Annotated in this window: 8 protein-coding genes; 6 read left to right on the forward strand and 2 right to left on the reverse strand. The window is 61.5% G+C overall.

From position 1 onward, the window contains the following. Positions 1 to 30 precede the first annotated feature (30 nt). Positions 31 to 3537, reverse strand: a complete 3507-nt coding sequence (locus PLANPX_RS08460; RefSeq protein ID WP_152098311.1) for a DUF2126 domain-containing protein — start codon at positions 3535 to 3537, stop codon at positions 31 to 33. A 504-nt stretch (positions 3538 to 4041) separates the two neighbouring features. Here PLANPX_RS08460 and PLANPX_RS27235 point away from each other — a divergent pair. Both PLANPX_RS27235 and PLANPX_RS27655 read left to right on the forward strand, forming a co-directional pair. After that, the gene (locus PLANPX_RS27235; protein WP_172991938.1) at positions 4042 to 4968 is read left to right on the forward strand and encodes a substrate-binding domain-containing protein; all 927 of its coding nucleotides are present in this window, start codon (positions 4042 to 4044) and stop codon (positions 4966 to 4968) included. Between the two features lie 133 nt (positions 4969 to 5101). Beyond that, positions 5102 to 5857: a hypothetical protein gene (locus tag PLANPX_RS27655; RefSeq protein ID WP_194175119.1), complete on the forward strand. Its 756-nt coding sequence runs from the start codon at positions 5102 to 5104 to the stop codon at positions 5855 to 5857. 155 nt (positions 5858 to 6012) lie between these two features. Here the strand turns inward: PLANPX_RS27655 and icd are convergent, their stop codons facing one another. Beyond that, positions 6013 to 7248 carry an NADP-dependent isocitrate dehydrogenase gene (gene icd, locus PLANPX_RS08475; protein WP_152098314.1) on the reverse strand — a complete coding sequence of 412 codons (1236 nt, stop codon included), beginning with the start codon at positions 7246 to 7248 and terminating at the stop codon, positions 6013 to 6015. A gap of 341 nt (positions 7249 to 7589) precedes the next feature. On the opposite strand from icd, the gene PLANPX_RS08480 reads away from it, so the two are divergent. From PLANPX_RS08480 to PLANPX_RS08495, 4 genes are all read left to right on the forward strand, one after another. After that, positions 7590 to 8519 (forward strand): sugar phosphate isomerase/epimerase family protein, encoded by a 930-nt coding sequence (locus tag PLANPX_RS08480; protein WP_152098315.1) that lies wholly within the window; start codon positions 7590 to 7592, stop codon positions 8517 to 8519. A 444-nt stretch (positions 8520 to 8963) separates the two neighbouring features. Then, complete coding sequence (locus PLANPX_RS08485; protein WP_152098316.1) at positions 8964 to 9551, forward strand: hypothetical protein; 588 nt, start codon at positions 8964 to 8966, stop codon at positions 9549 to 9551. 883 nt (positions 9552 to 10434) lie between these two features. Continuing rightward, complete coding sequence (locus tag PLANPX_RS08490) at positions 10435 to 11781, forward strand: PQQ-binding-like beta-propeller repeat protein (protein ID WP_152098317.1); 1347 nt, start codon at positions 10435 to 10437, stop codon at positions 11779 to 11781. Between the two features lie 821 nt (positions 11782 to 12602). Next, a complete protein-coding gene (locus PLANPX_RS08495) occupies positions 12603 to 17429 on the forward strand; it encodes a S8 family serine peptidase (protein WP_152098318.1) in 4827 nt (1608 codons plus the stop codon). Positions 17430 to 17562: the final 133 nt, after the last annotated feature.

The raw sequence follows: 17562 nt of genomic DNA on the forward strand, positions 1-17562 counted from the left end.
TCTCGCCGCGGATGAGGTCTCAACTGCTGATTATCGGTTACGGCGAAGATCGAGCGTTAGCGGAAAATCGGGATTCGGTTCTTCCTGCGGCGGCGTGATCGGCCCGCCGCTGTGCCCCATCTTGAAGAAGCGGGCGTAGCGACGGCTTTCGGCTTCGAAGGCGTTGATCGGAAATAGTTCCGGATTCAATCCGCCCGGATGCCCCACGTGGTAAGTGCAGCCGCCAAGCGAACGATTCATCCAGCCGTCGACTAAGTCGAACGCCAGCGGGGTGTCCACCGGTATTGTAGGGTGCAAGCAACTCGGCGGCTGCCATGCGCGATACCGCACGCCAGCCACGTATTCGCCTTCGGTCCCCGTCGGGTGGAGCGGCACTTTGCGACCATTGCACGTCATGTAGTGACGCGTGTTGGTCATCCCTTGCACCAGCACCTGCAAACGTTCGAGCGAGGAATCAACGTAACGGGAAGTTCCCGAACCCGTCGCCTCTTCGCCGAGAACGTACCATGGTTCGATCGCCTTCCGCAATTCGACACGCATGCCGGCTTGGGAAAATTCGCCCATCCGCGGGAAGCGGAATTCGAAGTGAGCTTCGAACCACGCCTTCTCCATCGCGAAGCCGGCTTGGCGGGTTTCATCGACGATGTCGTTAAAATCTTGCCGCGCGAACTGCGGCAGCATGAACCGGTCGTGCAGCGAGGTGTCCCAATCGACGAGCTTCGCGCTGTACGGCTTCTCCCAGAAGCGGGCGACCAGACAGCGCAAGAGGAGCTGCTGCGCCATGCTCATCCGCCAATGCGGCGGCATTTCGAACGCGCGAAACTCGACGAGGCCCAAGCGACCGGTTGAACTATCAGGCGAGAACAACTTGTCGATGCAGAACTCGGCGCGATGCGTGTTGCCGGTGCCGTCGACCAGCAGGTTGCGGAAGACGCGGTCGACCATCCACGACGGGTAGTTGTGCCGGTCGCGGATCTGCTCCATCGCGATCTGCAGTTCGTACCGAGCATCGCGGCGACCTTCGTCGACCCGCGGCGCCTGGCTCGTCGGGCCGATGAAACTGCCCGAGAACAGGTACGACAGCGACGGATGGTTGTGCCAATAGGCGAGCAAGCTCCGCAGCACATCCGGCCGACGGAGGAAGGGACTGTCTGCCGGCGTAGCGCCGCCAAGGACGACGTGATTGCCGCCGCCCGTGCCAGTGTGCGTGCCGTCGAGGTCGAACTTCTCCGTCCCCAGCCGCGAGTAGCGGGCGTCCTCGTAGACGCCCGAGGTGATCGCCACCAACTCGTCCCAGTTCTCGGCTGGCTGGACGTTCACTTCGATGACGCCCGGGTCGGGAGTCACCTTGAAGTGATTGATGCGGTGATCGTGCGGCGGTTCGTAACCTTCGAGGACGACCGGCGTGCCAAACTGCGCCGCCGTATCTTCAATCGCCGTGACCAACTCGAGGTAGTCTTCGAGTCGATCGAGCGGCGGCATGAAGATATGGATTACGCCGTCGCGCGGTTCGACGCACAGCGCCGTCCGCACCATCCACGACGGATCGCTTTGCTGTCCGCCGGCGGGGGCACTGCCCGGTTGCCCTTGGAAATCGTTATTGCCGTTTTGCAGCCAAGGTGCGCCGGAACCGTCGCCGTTTCCATTCGCTTGCCCGTTGCCGGCGTGCGGTCCGCCGTTGCCGGAAAAGCCGTCGACGATGTTGCCCGAGTAGTCGCCGAAGAAGGCGCCTTCGGGGCCTGAACCCCAGCTACCGCCGCCGCTCCACGCGGGTTGCAGCGTTTGAGCGCCGACGCCCGCCCGAGCGGCGATGTCTTCGCGCATCCGTTGATATTGCGGGAGCGGGAATCGCTCGGCGAATGGTTCGGTAGCGTAGCCGTACGACTCGATCGCCGGCCGCTTCGCCCACAGCAGCGATTGAATCGGCAGCCGGAAGCCCATTGGCGAATCGCCTGGCAGCAGGAACATCTCATCGCTGCGGACGACCCACTCGCCACTTTCCCAATAGGGCTGATCGGCCCACCAGACGCGACGAATCGGCAGCGCACAACCGACCGGCGAGGTGATGCCTTGCTCGAAGACCTTCGCAAGCCGCGCGCGGTCTTCAGCGTTTTCCAACTTGGAATCTCGCAGCGTGACGTTTGCCGGCAGGCGACGTTCTTTCCACGCGTAGTAGAAGACGTCTTCGAACCCGTCGATCACATGCTGCGGCTTGACGCCCAAGCGTTCCGCGAGCGCTTGGCCAAACCGGCGAGCGTCGTCGACCGTTTGTTCGCCCTTCTTCGTCGGATCGGCAAACAGCGATTCGTCACGCCAAATCGGCTCGCCGTCGCGACGCCAGTAACATTTCAGCGACCAGCGCGGCAGCGGTTCGCCGGGATACCACTTCCCTTGGCCAAGGTGGAGCATCCCGCCCGGTGCGAAGCGGTGCTTCATTCGCGTCAGCAAATCGCCCGCAAGACGGCGCTTGTTCGGGCCCATCGCCGCGGTTTTCCACTCGGCGCCTTCCATGTCGTCGATCGACACGAAGGTCGGCTCGCCCCCCATCGTCAGCCGCACGTCGCCAGCGGCGAGATGACGATCGACTTCTTTGCCCAGTTCGTTAACCGCTTCCCACTGCTCGTCGGAGTAGGGCCTCGTCACCCGCGGATCTTCGTGGATCCGCGTGACTTCCATGTGGAACTTGAAGTCGCTGGCCGCCGCCGTCGCCGAGAACGAAATCGGCGCGGCGCCGACTGGATCGGGCGTGCATGCGAGTGGGATGTGGCCTTCGCCGCACATCAGGCCCGACGTCGGGTCGAGGCCAATCCAACCAGCGCCCGGCAGGAAGACTTCCGTCCAAGCGTGCAGGTCGGTGAAGTCATGCTCGGCGCCGCTGGGGCCATCGAGCGACTTGATGTCCGGCGTTAGCTGAATGAGGTAACCCGAGACGAACCGCGCCGCCAAGCCGCAGCGCCGCAGGACGTTCACGAGCAGCCACGCGCTATCGCGGCACGAGCCGCTCCGCTTCTGCAGCGTCTCGTCGCACGTCTGGACGCCCGGCTCCATGCGGATCGTGTAACTGATGTCGCGTTGCAGTTGGCTGTTGACCTCAACCAGAAAGTCGATCGTCCGCCGCTTGCAGCGATCAATCTTCCGTACGTATTCGGCTAGGGGCGACCCCTCCATTGCGGGGGCGACGTGCAAGAAGGGCATCAAGTCCTTCAGCATGTCGGGGCCGTACGAGAACGGAAATTCCGTCGCGTCGTCTTCCAGGAAGAAGTCGAACGGATTGATGACCGTCATTTCGGCGGTCAGCGCCACTTCGACCGACACGTGGTCCGACGGCTTCGGGTGGACGATCCGCGCCTGAAAGTTGCCGTATGGATCTTGCTGCCAGTTGAGGAAGTGCCCTGACGGCTCAATCCACAGCGAATAGGCGGTGATTGGCGTCCGGCAGTGGGGCGCCGGGCGGAGCCGCACGATCTGGGGGCCGAACTCAACGAGCTCGTCGTAGCGGTACTCGGTGCGGTGATGGAGGGCGACTCGAATCGGCATGGTGGCCAGCGGGGTCGGAGGCGGCGGAGGTGGGGAGTGCTGTCGACAGGAGCGGCCAGCGGGCGCCGCGATGTCCTGCCTGGAGGCCGCCTAAAGCCCGCAGTCGTTAACAGCGCGTCGTGCCTCAATATCCTGCGCTCTGTTTCGCCTCGCGCCAATTACTACCGGCAATTTCCCCGTATTTTCACCGACCAGTCCCGCCTGCCACGGCGAATGCTCGCCCTCGACCCCATGACTGCGGCACAGCGGTGGTGCGACTGCAGTCGTTTTGCGGCGAAACCGCCCTTTTCGCGTTTGCTGCAGTCCACTTGCAACGGGCCGGCTCTCTATTTCAGTAACTGGAAGCGAATTTGGAAGAAAGCCGCAAGATTTTTCCTCCAGACGCGATCAACTCAACAGCAGCTGTCGTCTAACTCACCGCGGCGCCGCTCGCTGGCACACTGCCCAATCCGCCAGCGAGCGGCCGCCGCCGGAACTAAATTCGCCACAACCGAGGGAAGAACGATGATCGGACTTCGATTGGCCTTGGGAGCGATTGCCGTCATGGCCGTGATGACGGCCGGCATGGGGGGCTTGGCGGTCCTCGACTACCAAGCCTCTGCAACGCAGAGTTCGATGACGCTGCTGGCGGGAGGTAACTCTGCCTACTGGCACGTCTTGGCCGCCGGCGCTCGCGCTGCTGCGGAAGAGCAGGGCATTGAGCTGACGATCGCTTGGCCGCCGGCCTATGAGGATCGCTGCGGCAGCCTCGCGCTGGCTGGAACCTCAGGTTACACAGCTTCGTGCGGCTACGATCCCACCGATATCCCCGCGATTTTTCATATCGGCGAAGCAAGCTTTGGCGCGGGACGCCGCTGCGCGGAGCACGTCACGAGCTTGCTGAAAGCTGGCGAGGGCGTTTTGATCGTCATCGACGATGATTGTCACGCCGAGGAACCAATAGAACGCTTACAAGGCTTCCAGCACGCGTTGAAATGCCCGCGCAGTGCAAGCGGCGATTTCGCCGGAACGCAGCGCGAAGTCATCGTCAAACGCATCGCAGCAAGCAGCGAGCAGTCTGCTGCGCAGCAAATTTCTGCGGCGATTTCCGAGCATTCGCCGCACGTCGTCGTCGACCTCCGCCTCGGCAACGCGATGGAACTCGCCGCCGCCGTCGCTGAACTCGCCGACCCGCCGACGTTGGTCACGTTCGATCAGAGCGACGCGGCGCTTGAACTCGTGGAACTCGGCAAGGTGGCTGCGATCATCGCCCATGATCCCCGTCTGTGCGGGTACCTTGCGGTTGATCGACTTGCCTACTTCCACTCGGCGGGGCGGCTCGCACTCCCTGCTAAGGGAAAGGGGCACCTTTACGTTCCGCCGGTGGTCGTTCGCCCCGGCGAAGTGGCCGAGTTTCGCGCCCGCCTAAAGCAGTCCGAAGCGGCGATCTGAGGGCGCGCTTGGCGGCCTTCGTCCCCAACGCCGGCGACCGGTCTCGCGGTTGTTTTCCAACGATTAATCGCCTACGCTGACTCCTTAGGACGCGACCGTCCGAGGAACTATTCTCTCCAGCGAGGCGCCATCGATGGGACGACTGACTGTTGCCGATGCCAAACGGATGTGCACGAAGGCAGAACTGGGCGTGGTGATGGGAAGCCGTCCCGACGCCATCGAGAAGCTTTCCGTTGATCAACTGAAGAAGAACGTCGCTTCCGCGCGACGCTTACGCGACAAGTGGCGCGATCTCGCTACGGAACAACGTCGCGATACCCAGCAGGCGCAGAAGTCCCGCGTCACCGATAAGAACGCGCGCAGCGACGAGAAGGCCGCGCTGTTCTCGCATGTGCTGAAACGCTACGAAGAGCAGCTCGCCAAGGCGGAGTCTAGCGGCGCCGCGGGCGGCAAAACATTGCCCAAGCCGCCAAAGAAGAAGGTTCGCGCCGCTGGCCATCGGCTGAAGCGAGCCGTTGTGCGTGATGAGCTGAAGGACGTCCGCAGCGAACTGAACGCGGCGAGCAAAGTGAAAGTCAAAAAGAAGAAAGCAGCCAAGAAAAAGGCCGCAGCTGCTCCAGCGGTGCCCAAGAAGAAGGTTGCGAAGAAAAAAGTCGCGACAAAAAAGAAGGTCGCCAAGAAGAAAGTCGCCAAGAAGAAAGTCGCCAGCAAAAAGGCCGGCCCGATCACCGGTCCCGCCGGCGTCGTTTCGGCCGACCCCGGTAAGCAACGCAAAGCGACCACCGCCGCGAAGAAAGCTCGCTTGAAAGCCAGCGGGAAGACCTCGCGCGTGCAGGCCCACGTCCAAGCCCGCGGCGGCCGCAAGCAAGCCAAACGCGACTCGCGTTAGCGCTACTCGTTCCCACGCTCCGCGTGGGAACGCCTCCCTCGACGCTCCGCGTCGCGCGACCCAGCTCAATCTTCGGACGAAACAAGCAAAAACCCCGGCGAAGTCGTCAGACTCCGCCGGGGTTTCTTATTTCACCAGCCAAACGCCAAGCACGATTACATGTGCTTCACCACGGCGTGGCCGAACTCGCTGCACTTCACGAGCTTCGCGCCGTCCATCAACCGCTCGAAGTCGTAAGTGACGGTCTTCGCCGCGATCGCGCCGTTGAGGCCCTTGATGATCAGGTCGGCCGCCTCGGTCCAGCCCATATAGCGGAACATCATCTCGCCCGAGAGGATGACGCTGCCCGGGTTCACCTTGTCTTGGTCGGCGTACTTCGGCGCGGTGCCGTGAGTTGCTTCGAAGATCGCGTGACCGGTCATGTAGTTGATGTTGCCGCCGGGGGCGATGCCGATGCCGCCGACGCACGCCGCGAGGGCGTCGCTGATGTAGTCGCCGTTCAGGTTGAGCGTCGCGATGACGTCGTAGTCAGCCGGCCGGGTGAGGATCTGCTGCAGCATCGCGTCGGCGATGACGTCCTTGACGACGATTTCTTTGCCAGTCTTCGGCGACTTGAAGGTGCACCACGGACCGCCGTCGAGTTCCACGGCGCCGAATTCCTTCTTGGCGACTTCGTAGCCCCAGTCGCGGAAGCCTCCTTCGGTGAACTTCATGATGTTCCCCTTGTGGACCAGCGTCACGCTGCGGCGGTCGTTGTCGATCGCGTACTGCATCGCCGCCCGCACCAGCCGCGCGGTTCCTTCCTGGCTGACCGGCTTGATGCCGATGCCTACAGTCTCGGGGAAGCGAACCTTCTTCCACGGGCCGGGGAACGCTTCGCTGAACAGCTTCTTGAACTTGTCGCAGTCAGCCGAGCCATGCTCGAACTCGATGCCGGCGTAAATGTCTTCGGTGTTCTCGCGGAAGATCACCATGTCGGTCAGTTCCGGCTGCTTCACCGGCGAGGGAACGCCCGTGAAGTATTGAACCGGCCGCAGGCAGACGTACAGATCGAGGATCTGCCGCAGCGCCACGTTCAGCGAGCGAATGCCGCCGCCGACCGGCGTCGTGAGCGGGCCCTTGATGCCGACCAGCAAACTGCGGAACGCATCGAGCGTCGCGTCAGGCAGCCAGTTGCCCGTTTGGTTGAACGCCTTCTCGCCGGCGAGGACTTCCTTCCACTCAATCTTCCGTTTGCCGCCGTACGCCTTTTCGACCGCGGCGTCGAACACGACTTGGCTGGCCCGCCAAATATCGGGACCAGTGCCGTCCCCCTCAATGAAGGGGATGATCGGCGCGTCGGGGACTTGCAGACGGCCGTTGTTCATCGTGATCGGTTGGGCGGCGGACATCGCGGGCTCCTGGCGGGCGTTTATCAGTTAGTGACTTGGGGAAATGGTTAGGAAACCCGCGATTCTCGACCCTACCGCGCGTAGGGTCAATGGGGCAGGGGAGGGCGACGGGGGCGAGGGCTGTTTACAACTGGCGAGATTACATAGAAGTCAGAATCTCTAGAGCCGAAAGGCGACCGACCCTGCCGATCATGCCCATCGTAGAACACACCGCGTGACTTCCGGCGAATTGTGGCCCCCGCATCCCCCTTCTATACTCCCCGTAGCGGCTCGGCCCTTTCGCGGCCTGACGACCGCTCTGATCCAGGCGCCCTTCACTCTGTTAGGAGCTCGTTTTTCCCATGCACGACTCACTGCGCACCGTCGATCGTCGTTGGTTTCTTCGCACCGGAGCGGCGGTTGCCGGCGCTGGATTCGCCCTCGGCCGCGGCCTGACGACGGCCCTGGCCGCCGAGGCGAAGGCCCCGTTGTTCAAGATTTCGCTTGCCGAATGGTCGCTTCATAAGGCCCTGCAGGCTGGCAAGATGGAGAATCTGGAGTTCCCCGCCTTCACGAAGGCCTGCGGCATCGACGCGGTCGAGTACGTCAACCAATTTTTCAAGGACAAAGCCCGCGACGAGAAGTACCTGGGCGAGCTGAAGAAGCGTTGTGCCGACGAGGGGGTGACCAGCGTCCTGATCATGGTCGATGGCGAAGGCAACCTCGGCGACCCCGACGACGCCAAGCGGAAGCAGGCTGTGGAAAACCACCACCAATGGGTCGAAGCCGCCAAGTTTCTCGGTTGCCACTCGATCAGAGTGAATGCACATTCGGAGGGGACGCCTGAGGAGCAGGGCAAGCTAGCAGCCGACGGTTTGCGTCAGCTATCAGAATTCGCCGCCCCTCATAAGATCAACGTCATCGTCGAAAACCACGGCGGCTTGTCGTCGAACGGCGAGTGGCTGGCGGGGGTCATGAAGGCAGTCAGTCTGCCGAATTGCGGCACGCTGCCAGACTTCGGCAACTTCCACGAGTACGACCGGTATAAGGGATGCGCTGAGCTGATGCCGTTCGCGAAGGGCGTCAGCGCGAAGAGCCACGAGTTCAACGCCGCCGGCGACGAAGTTCGCACCGATTACTTCAAGATGATGAAAATCGTCCTCGACGCCGGGTACCACGGCTACGTCGGCATCGAGTGGGAAGGCGCTGATCCTGAAGATGAGCGCGAAGGTATCATGCTCACCAAGAAGCTGCTTGATCGCGTTCGTGATAAGTTCACGGCTCAGTCGTAGTGCTATCGCTGCTAGCTGCCATATCGGCAGTTGGCCTGTGCGCCGGCATCACCGCGATTCAAGCGGTGGTCCAGCTGGACACTTAGGTGTCCACGGCTTGAGAAAATCCGAAAATTTCTTTGGAGGCGACTTTCGGGTCGCCTCTTTTCGTTGATAGCAAACGAGTTAGGGCGATTCCTCGGCCGCGTACCACCCCATGCTGCTAGCAGGACATTTTTCGGAATGGGAAAAGTCGCACTGCCTGCTTTTTGGGCAGTGGGGTCGTGCGTCGAACTTCAGCATGGGCTGCTGTGGAATAGGCACGCTAGCAGAATCGACGTAAGTGCAAGCACTGCAAGGACCTCTGGGATTTGCTTGACCGCCTATGAATATGGAGGGACCAGAAGGCCGCCCTCGGGTCTTCGATTCGCCCATCCCAAAGCTGTTCGGAAGGAGACGTCAGCCGTGCTTACCCAAACTACGGAAAAGTATCAGGAAGTTCTCGAGTTCGCCGAAACCCGTTACAAGCAAAACCCCGACTGGGTTACGTTCTTCCGCGAAGTCCTCGGCGTCGATGGCGCCGCTCGTAAGACCTTCCCGACTTTCGATGAGCTGACTGCCTTCGAGCAAAGCGAACAGTTCGACCGCATTCAAAAGCTGCTTGTGAAGCTCCGCGAGAAGCGCCCCTCGGCCGACACCGAAAGCGAGCCCACTCGCGTCATCACCGTCCGCCTGCCGAAGAGCATGCACGAGTCGCTGCGGACCGAAGCCCACGACCTGCGGACCAGCATGAACAAGCTGTGCATCTCGAAGCTGCTGCAGGTTATCGGCGAAGAGATGATCCCGAACGAACGTGCTACCGGCGGCTCGCCGTCGCCTGCTAGCATCCCGTCGACGCCGCTGTCGGGTGGTCATAGCTCGACCCACTCGCCGTCGTTGGGTCTCCGCCCGCACCAGCCGACGCAGGTCGGAGTGAGTTCACCTTACGGCCAGCAGCTGCAGCCGACCTCGTCGGGCCTGCCGCCGTTCAAGCCGTCGCAGCCGCGTTTCTAAGTCGCTCGCGAATTGAGCTTTCAAAAGAGCCGCCCCAGTCTCTGGGGCGGCTCTTTTTGTTTTGGAGTGCGTAGCACTTCACTGCGTCTGTTATAAGGAAGCCAAGTCATGGGGAGCGCAAATTTTAATAGTCTGGCTACTCTCGACTCGTAGGGGAAAGCGGTGTGACGTTAATGCGAGCCTTCGCGTAGATCGACTTCGTCCTGGGGGCCCTGCTGCTGGCCTGCTCAGCTTGGGTAGCGTCAACCGGGCGCTGGTATGCACTCCCCTCTGCGGCTGTGATCGCAGTTATCTGCTTTGCGATCGGGAGCCGCGTCTGGCGCAGCCGCAATGACTTCCCAGTGAAAAGGCGCTACTCGCGGGACTGGCAGCGGATGATTCAGTGGCAAGTTGTTGCATTGCTTTTCGGGGCAATGGCATTTCTGTCGCTCACGTTCGGCGACTCGCTGAAGCAACATGCCCTGTGGGCAGGGTGGTGCGTGGGGGTGCTGCTGCTGTCGGGCAAGCGAAAGGCCAGGAACAAGCGACGAGCCGCGCGAGAGCGACGTGAGGTCCGTCTTGTCGGTAGCCAGTCCGCGGCTTGATGCGATGAGGAATTAGTAGGGCGGGCGGACTGCATGGGCCACGTTCCGGCACTACGGCCGGTTTTCGATTGGATGGGCGTTGGCCTAGGGAGGCATCTCGCTTGATTGCTTCTCTTGTGTTGCCTCGCTAATCTCCGCAATTTATCCCACTGCTGGACTGGTTGCTTAAGCGACCAGTCCGAACCTCCCCCACGCTTAGCCTTCCCGTTCGACTGCCCCAGTCTCCAGTCAGCCCCTGTCTCGAATCTGCTATAACAACTCTCGCGTCGCCGTCGCGCTCCTCGCTTCAGGGCAATCGCATGAATCCGCAAGTTCGCCAACTGCAGTGGGGCGTTCTCTCTATCGCGCTAAGCTTGCTGATTGGCGCCTCGGCCCGCGGTGACGAGTGGCCTCAATTTCGCGGCCCGGGCGGGCAGGGCGACGTGGGGGCCGTCGATCTCCCGCTCCACTGGAGCGAGAACGAGGGCATTCGCTGGAAAACCGAACTCCCCGGTCGCGGTTGGTCGTCGCCGGTCATCGCGAATGGCCGGATCTGGTTGACCACCGCCGTTGAGAAGGCATCCGACGCGGAGGAGCCGCTTGTCACCGACGAGCAGGTTGCACGGGTTTCCTCCGGAACCGACATGGGGGCTGCCGCGGCGATCGACCTGCTGGCACTCGAAGTCGACCTCGAAACAGGAAAGCTCCTCCGCACGGTGAACTTGTTCAGCGTCGACGAGCCGCCCCCAATTCACAATCTCAACAGTTACGCCTCCCCCACGCCGGTATTGGTGGACGGACGCTTGATTTGCCACTTCGGCACATTCGGAGCCGCGGCGGTCGACGTCAACAGCGGCGAGGTCCTGTGGCGGCGGCCGATGGAGCTCGACCATATCGTCGGGCCGGGGAGTTCGCCGGTCGTCGTCGACGATGTCACGATCCTTACCTGCGACGGCGCCGACAAGCAGTTCATCGCCGCGCTCGACATCGCCACCGGCGAGATCCGCTGGCAGGTCGACCGCCCACCCATTCGCGAGACGAACCCCGATATGCGGAAGGCGTTCGCGACGCCCCTCGTCTTCGAGCAGGCTGGCCGGAAGCAGGCCGTCATTCCCGGGGCGCAGTGGTTTGTTTCCTACGATCCAGCGACCGGCGACGAACTCTGGCGCGTCGACCACGGCAACGGCTTCTCGAACGTCCCGCGGCCCGTTTTCGATGGCGAGCGGGTCTACCTCTGCACCGGCTTTGGCAAGCCGCAGCTGTGGGCAATTCGCACCGACGGTTCCGGAGACGTGACCGAAACGCACGTTGATTGGCGGGAAAAGCAACAGATTCCCGCCAAGTCGTCGCCAATCATCAGCGACGGTCGCATTTACGTCATCAGCGACGGCGGCGTGGCGAGCTGCTTCAGCGCCGCCGACGGCAAGAAGCTCTGGCGCGAGCGGATTCCCGGCAAATACTCCGCCTCGCCGATCCTCGCCAACGGCCGCCTCTACTTCTGCAGTCACGAAGGGGGCACGACCGTCGTCGCCGATTCCGCCGAGTACGAAGAACTGGCCGTCAACCAACTCGACGGCATGCACATGGCCTCCCCGGCGGTCGCGGGCGACGACCTCATCCTGCGAACCGACACGCACCTTTACCGAATCAGCAACAAGCCCAACTAGCGGAGTGAAAGTCGTCGACGAAGCTCGAAATCGACCGCTCGTTCGTGTGGCTCTTCTCGCGATGCTTCGCCGTCCTCGGCGCGCCGCCCTCTGCGAAAAACTGCCCCCGGTCCCTGATTTGGGCGAAACTCCCCCCATTCGGGCGGTGTTTGCAGAGGGCGATAGGCGACGGATTCGTCTCCAGAAAATGGGGTTGTCCACCATTCGGAAAAAAATGCGTGGCGCGGCTCCCCGGCAGCGGCCTTGGGAAGTGAGGCCTGCGTCCGAAGGCGACTTCCGTTCGGCTCTCCGCATTTTCTCGGTTGTTTTGCACATCGCCTCCCCGAGGCGGGCAATCGCGGCGGCTCCGCCAAGATTCCCGGCAAATCGCCGAATGGGCTGCGGAAGGAGATTCGAGCCGAGTTCTGGTTGCCGAAAGTTTGACGGAAAAAATGGACGCAACTACGATGGACCGGTGGTGACTAAACCAAACGCCGCGGTGGATTTCCACATCAGCGGGCCGGTTGAATCGCCAGACGAGGCCTCTTAAGGACGCCAGCTCGGTCAACTCCTCGCATCGCCTGCTCGCGGCGATCGGGAAACATGAGCTTTAGCGTGTAGCATGCGCGCGAAAACCGGACTTCGAACGCATGCCGACCGAGTCGGATGATAGGTGCAGAGAATACTCTCTAGCTCTGTCAGTTCGCGCCCGCGTAGCCGCTCCGCCGCGGCGCGACCGCAAGATTAAGACGTCAACTTTACGGAACAAACTACCTTAGACGACATCGCTTTTACGGCGGGCCCTCCCCCCACGGCGGTTTCGGACCACAGAGGACGCATCAGTGTCGAATTCCCAGCCTCGTCGCCTTAATAGCCTGTTTGGCAAGCGCGCTCCGAAAGAACGCCGTCCTTCCGGCGTCAGCCGTAAGCAGAAGAAAACGCTAGGCTTCGAGTCGCTGGAAAGTCGGCAAGTGATGTCGGCGAATCCGGTCGTTGCTCCCGGTCCCGCGAACTCCCAGTCCTACTCAAGCAACACCCTCGAAGGCTATCTGCAGATTCTCCAACGAGAACTGTACTGGCAGGCGTTGGCTTCGGGGAGCAGTGCAGAGGTTGCGACGGCTCAGGTGATGTCGATTCCAACCGACCCGCTTGTTTCTCAGCAGTGGCATCTGGTTAATTCGGGACAACAGGTCGGTAATCCTGACTACCAGGCGATCTACGGCGTTGCCGGGCAAGACATCAACGTCGCGCCGGTTTGGAATAAGGGCTACACCGGAGCAGGGGTGACCGTCGCCGTCATCGACAGCGGCATCCAGCTAAATCACCCAGACTTGGCTGCGAATATCAGCAAGACATTGGGGCTCGACGCCCTTTCGCCGAACGGCAACGGCAGTCCGCGTCCCGATCAGTTTGAACCGGTTTGGCACGGCACGGCCGTTGCAGGCATCATCGGCGCCGTCGCTAATAACGGCATCGGCGGCTCCGGCGTCGCTCCCGGCGTCACGCTGGTGCCTATCCGCCTGATCGACATTGGTCAAACCGAGCAAGCTTACATCGATGCATTTCGCTACGCGATTCAAGACATCGACATCACCAACAACAGCTGGGGCGGCGGGGCGCGGGAACTCAACGCGCTGACGCCGCAAATGATGCTGGCGCTGCGGGATTCCATTATCTTCGGCCGCGGCGGCCTCGGCGTGATTCACGTCTTCGCTTCGGGCAACGACGCCGGCCCCCAGTTCAACAACGGCTTTCAGAACATCGGCAACTGGGACAGTTCCATCTACGACGGATGGCAGAACTCCCGCTACACGATCACTGTGACCGGCGTCGATCACGACGGAATGTACTACAACGTCGACGGTACGGTTACCGACTACGCCGAATCGGGCGCCAACGTCCTCGTCGCAGCTCCGACCGGATCGTTCGCGGCGATCAACATCGCCGATGACACGGGCATCGGCAGCGGCATCATTACGACCGATCTTACGGGGACGCAGACGAGCGGCTTGGGCGGCGCCAATATCGCCCCCAATCCAATCACCGGCCAAGAGTACGACCGCGACTTCTTGACCGACACCGACTACACGTCGCGGATGAACGGAACATCGGCCGCGGCGCCGATGGTCTCCGGCGTCATCGCGCTAATGCTCGAAGCCAACCCCAATCTCTCGTGGCGCGACGTTCAAGAAATCTTGGTTCGTTCGGCCCGCCAGAACGCTCAGTTCGAACGCCCCCAAAACGGCGCCGGCGACTCGACGAACAACCTCTGGATCACCAATCAGCAGCCGATCTTCCAAGATCCTGATTTCTACGACGGCTCCGTTGATCCGTTCCTGCAGACGTTCAATCCGACGATCGATTACCTCCAAAACGGGCCTCAGCTCTACTCGAACGGCGCCGGCTATACCGTTGCCCAAGGGTATGGTCCGTATGGCGAGCAACTTGGCTACGGGCATGGCGTCGTCGATGCGGAGATGGCCGTCGAGTTGGCCGAGCAGTGGGGAGTCAAGCAACAGACGCTTGCTCCCGAACTGACGTTCACCACCTTCTATACCCCGCCGGGCAATGTTCCCTACAATCTGCCCGCCGCTGAACGGTCGAACGACGAAAGCGGAAACCAGATCGTGCCGGGCGGCATCGGCGGTCGCTCCGGATTTATCGCCTACTGGAACGAATACTTCGCCGATAATCCCTTCTCCGCTCCGGATCCGCCGGATAATACTCGCGGGTTGTCTTATTTGGAGTTTTCGGTCCCGGACAACAACTCCATGACGGTGGAGTCGGTCGAGGTCAAAATTTCGATTTCGGGAGGCACTGCCGCTGCGCTGGATCATACGCGCATGATGCTCGTGTCTCCTTCGGGAACGCAGTCTGAGCTCAATCACTACTTCTATGCGACGACCAACAGTTCGTATCAGACGTCGATTGACGGCAGCTTCATCTTTCCAGGCGGCGCAGGTTCCGTCGATAACGGCGGGAATCTGGTCTGGACCTTCACGACTAATCGCAGCTGGGGCGAGCGTTCGGACGATGCGATTGTTTACGATCCCGTGACCGGCGAGCCAGTCGGCGAAAGAGGCTGGCGGCTGTACATCGAGAATTACGCTCCCACGAGCTTGGGGCTCGATGCCATTGAAATCGCGTGGCACGGCAACCCGATCGCCGCCGGAACGCAGCGCATCCAAGGCGCCATCGGCGTCGACTTAAATCGCGACGATATCTTCAACTACAACCGTGCCGCGGTCGTCAACCACGACGCCGACGGCACCGTGCGGTTGATGGACGAGAATAACTTCTTCAGCACGCGCGACGTCGAGGGCATTCAGGATCTAACGCAAGAATCGTTCGCGGGCAATGTTACCGTCGTTGCCCGTCGCGCGAGCGACGGCGTTATTGTCGATCGGTTCGTGACCGGGGCTGACGGCAACTACTACTTCGATCTAGCGCCGGACGACTACATCATCTCGATCGAGGATCCGCTCGGACGCGTCGCCCAAGACGATTCGCTGACCGGAGCCGGCTATCTTTCCGATTACAAGTCGGAATGGCTCATTACTCGCGACTTCTTCAGCGTCTGGACTCGCGATCCGCAAAATATCAACGAAGTGGTCGTCGACGCCAACGGCGTTCCGATTCCGCAGGTCGGCTACGAAGACGTCGTCGCCGGCGTCAAAAGCATCAACTTCTTGCTTGATCCGGGCGACCCCGTCTTGCCGCAAGTCGTCTTCACCGGCACGGCGTACGCCGATGTCAACGGCGACGGCATTTTCAGCGCCGGCACGTTCAATAGCAGCAATGTTTTCTCCGGTTCAGACGTGGCGTTGGCCAACGTTTCCGTCTACGCAGATTTGAACCGCAACGGCCAATACGATGCGGGCGAAATCCTCGTCAAGACCGACGCCAACGGCCTGTACAACCTGATTGTTCCGACGACGATTGCCGGCGTCATCAATGTCGGCGTCGTTCTGCCATCGCAGTGGAATGCTGTATCGCCTGCAACTTCGAGTCACACCCGATTTGCGAAGCCTGGCGACGAATTCGACGGCCTCAACTTCTTCATCAAGCCCTCGTCGGACACGATCGGCGGCGCCGGCAACATCGGCGGGATTTTGATCGGCTCGGTGTTCCATGATATTGGAACCGGGTCGAACAATACGACCGACGGCATCCGCAAGCCGGGAGAACTCGGTGCGCCTGGATTCACCGTATATATCGACGCCAACAACAACAATGTGTTGGATCTCGGCGAGACCTCGACGGTGACGAACCAGTTCGGCGCGTACGCCTTCACCAACGTCGCCCCCGGGCAGCGTATCGTTCGCGTGGTGACGCCGTCGCCGTACCAATCGACGAAGCCGACCGGCGGACGATACGTCGTCAACCTTGCCGGCAACGGCACGCTTGCCGGCCTAGAGTTCGGGATCAAGGACACCGCGGTCTTCGATTACGGCGATCTCCCTGACGTTTACGAGACCACGCTCGCTCAGAATGGCGCCCGCCATAAGAAGGGCGACTACTACCTGGGGACTCGCGTCGACGGCGAACTCAACGGCGTTCCGTCCACGAATGCCGACTCCGACGATCTGACTGGCTTCGACGATGAAGACGGCATTCAGTTCGGTGCGATCGTTCCGGGCGGCACGACGAGCCTCATCGTCACCGCTAGCCGTAACAACGGCTATCTGAAGGCGTGGATCGATTGGAACAACGACGGCGACTTCGACGACGTCGGCGAGCGTCTGGTATTTACCGGCGCCGCGGGAACGACGAACAACTACCTGTTGAGCGGCGGCGCCAACAACCTCACCTTCAACGTGCCTGCTGGCGTTAGCGTGGCTAACGTCTACGCCCGCTTCCGTTACGGCGAGGCCACGCTGAGCAGCCCTCGCGGCGAAGCGGTGATCGGTGAAGTGGAGGATTACCTCCTCTCAGTGGCGGCGCCAGCCCTGCCGCCGATCCCGGCAATCGTCGGACCTTCGGCCGACTTCAACGGCGACGGCAAGGTCGACGGCGCTGACTTCCTCGTCTGGCAACGCAACTTCGGCAGAACGGACAACGCCGGCCAGGCGCAAGGCAGCACCAACGGCGACGGCGACGTCGATCAGTACGACTTACGCGACTGGAAGGATCAGTACGGCACCGTGCCTGTGGCTCCGGCATTGACGGCTGAAGAGGATGGGGGCGAGACGCCGCAAGCGTTGGCTTCCCAACTCCAATCGCTCAGCACTCCGGCGCTGCCGACCTACGAGACGTTTACCGTCTCTTCGCAGCCTAACTTCGTTCCGTTCACCGGATCGACCGGCTCGGTGAGCAGCGTGATCGCCACGCCCCAAGCCGCCAGCCGGCTGGAATCGCGTCCGGCGCTCGCCGCACTTGCCGGCAAGCTGACCGACGTCGCTGATCGGCTTCGTGCACGGGCCGACAAGTTTGAAGATCGAGCCGACGATGCGCATGAATTCGTCGTTGAATGGCTTAGCGACGTCGCCGACCGCGTCGATGGCGTCGACTTCGAAACGGTTCGTCGCGATCGTGCCTTCGATGACTTGTTCGGCTCGCGTCGCCGCCAAGGCTTGCGGACTGAGCATGCCGAAGAAAATGGCGAAGAATTCGAATCCGACGAAGCTTTTGCGGCGTTCGGAGACCATTTCGAAGTGCCGCGCGGCTAGTCGTCGGACTATTTACAGTCGATTGGAATAGCTTATAAACCGGCAGGGGCTTGTCCCCTGCCGGTTTTTTTTTGTTGGTCCATTAAATGTTTGGATGGAACCGCCGATGAACGCAGATAGACGCAGATAGGAT

This window comes from Lacipirellula parvula (assembly GCF_009177095.1).
GTDB lineage: Bacteria > Planctomycetota > Planctomycetia > Pirellulales > Lacipirellulaceae > Lacipirellula > Lacipirellula parvula.

Bases quoted from the DNA above. Each gene is read 5' to 3' on its own strand.
- PLANPX_RS27655 (WP_194175119.1), top strand. From the start codon at position 5,102: ATGGGACGACTGACTGTTGCCGATGCCAAACGGATGTGCACGAAGGCA.
- icd (WP_152098314.1), bottom strand. From the start codon at position 7,248: ATGTCCGCCGCCCAACCGATCACGATGAACAACGGCCGTCTGCAAGTC.
- PLANPX_RS08480 (WP_152098315.1), top strand. From the start codon at position 7,590: ATGCACGACTCACTGCGCACCGTCGATCGTCGTTGGTTTCTTCGCACC.
- PLANPX_RS08460 (WP_152098311.1), bottom strand. From the start codon at position 3,537: ATGCCGATTCGAGTCGCCCTCCATCACCGCACCGAGTACCGCTACGAC.
- PLANPX_RS08490 (WP_152098317.1), top strand. From the start codon at position 10,435: ATGAATCCGCAAGTTCGCCAACTGCAGTGGGGCGTTCTCTCTATCGCG.
- PLANPX_RS27235 (WP_172991938.1), top strand. From the start codon at position 4,042: ATGATCGGACTTCGATTGGCCTTGGGAGCGATTGCCGTCATGGCCGTG.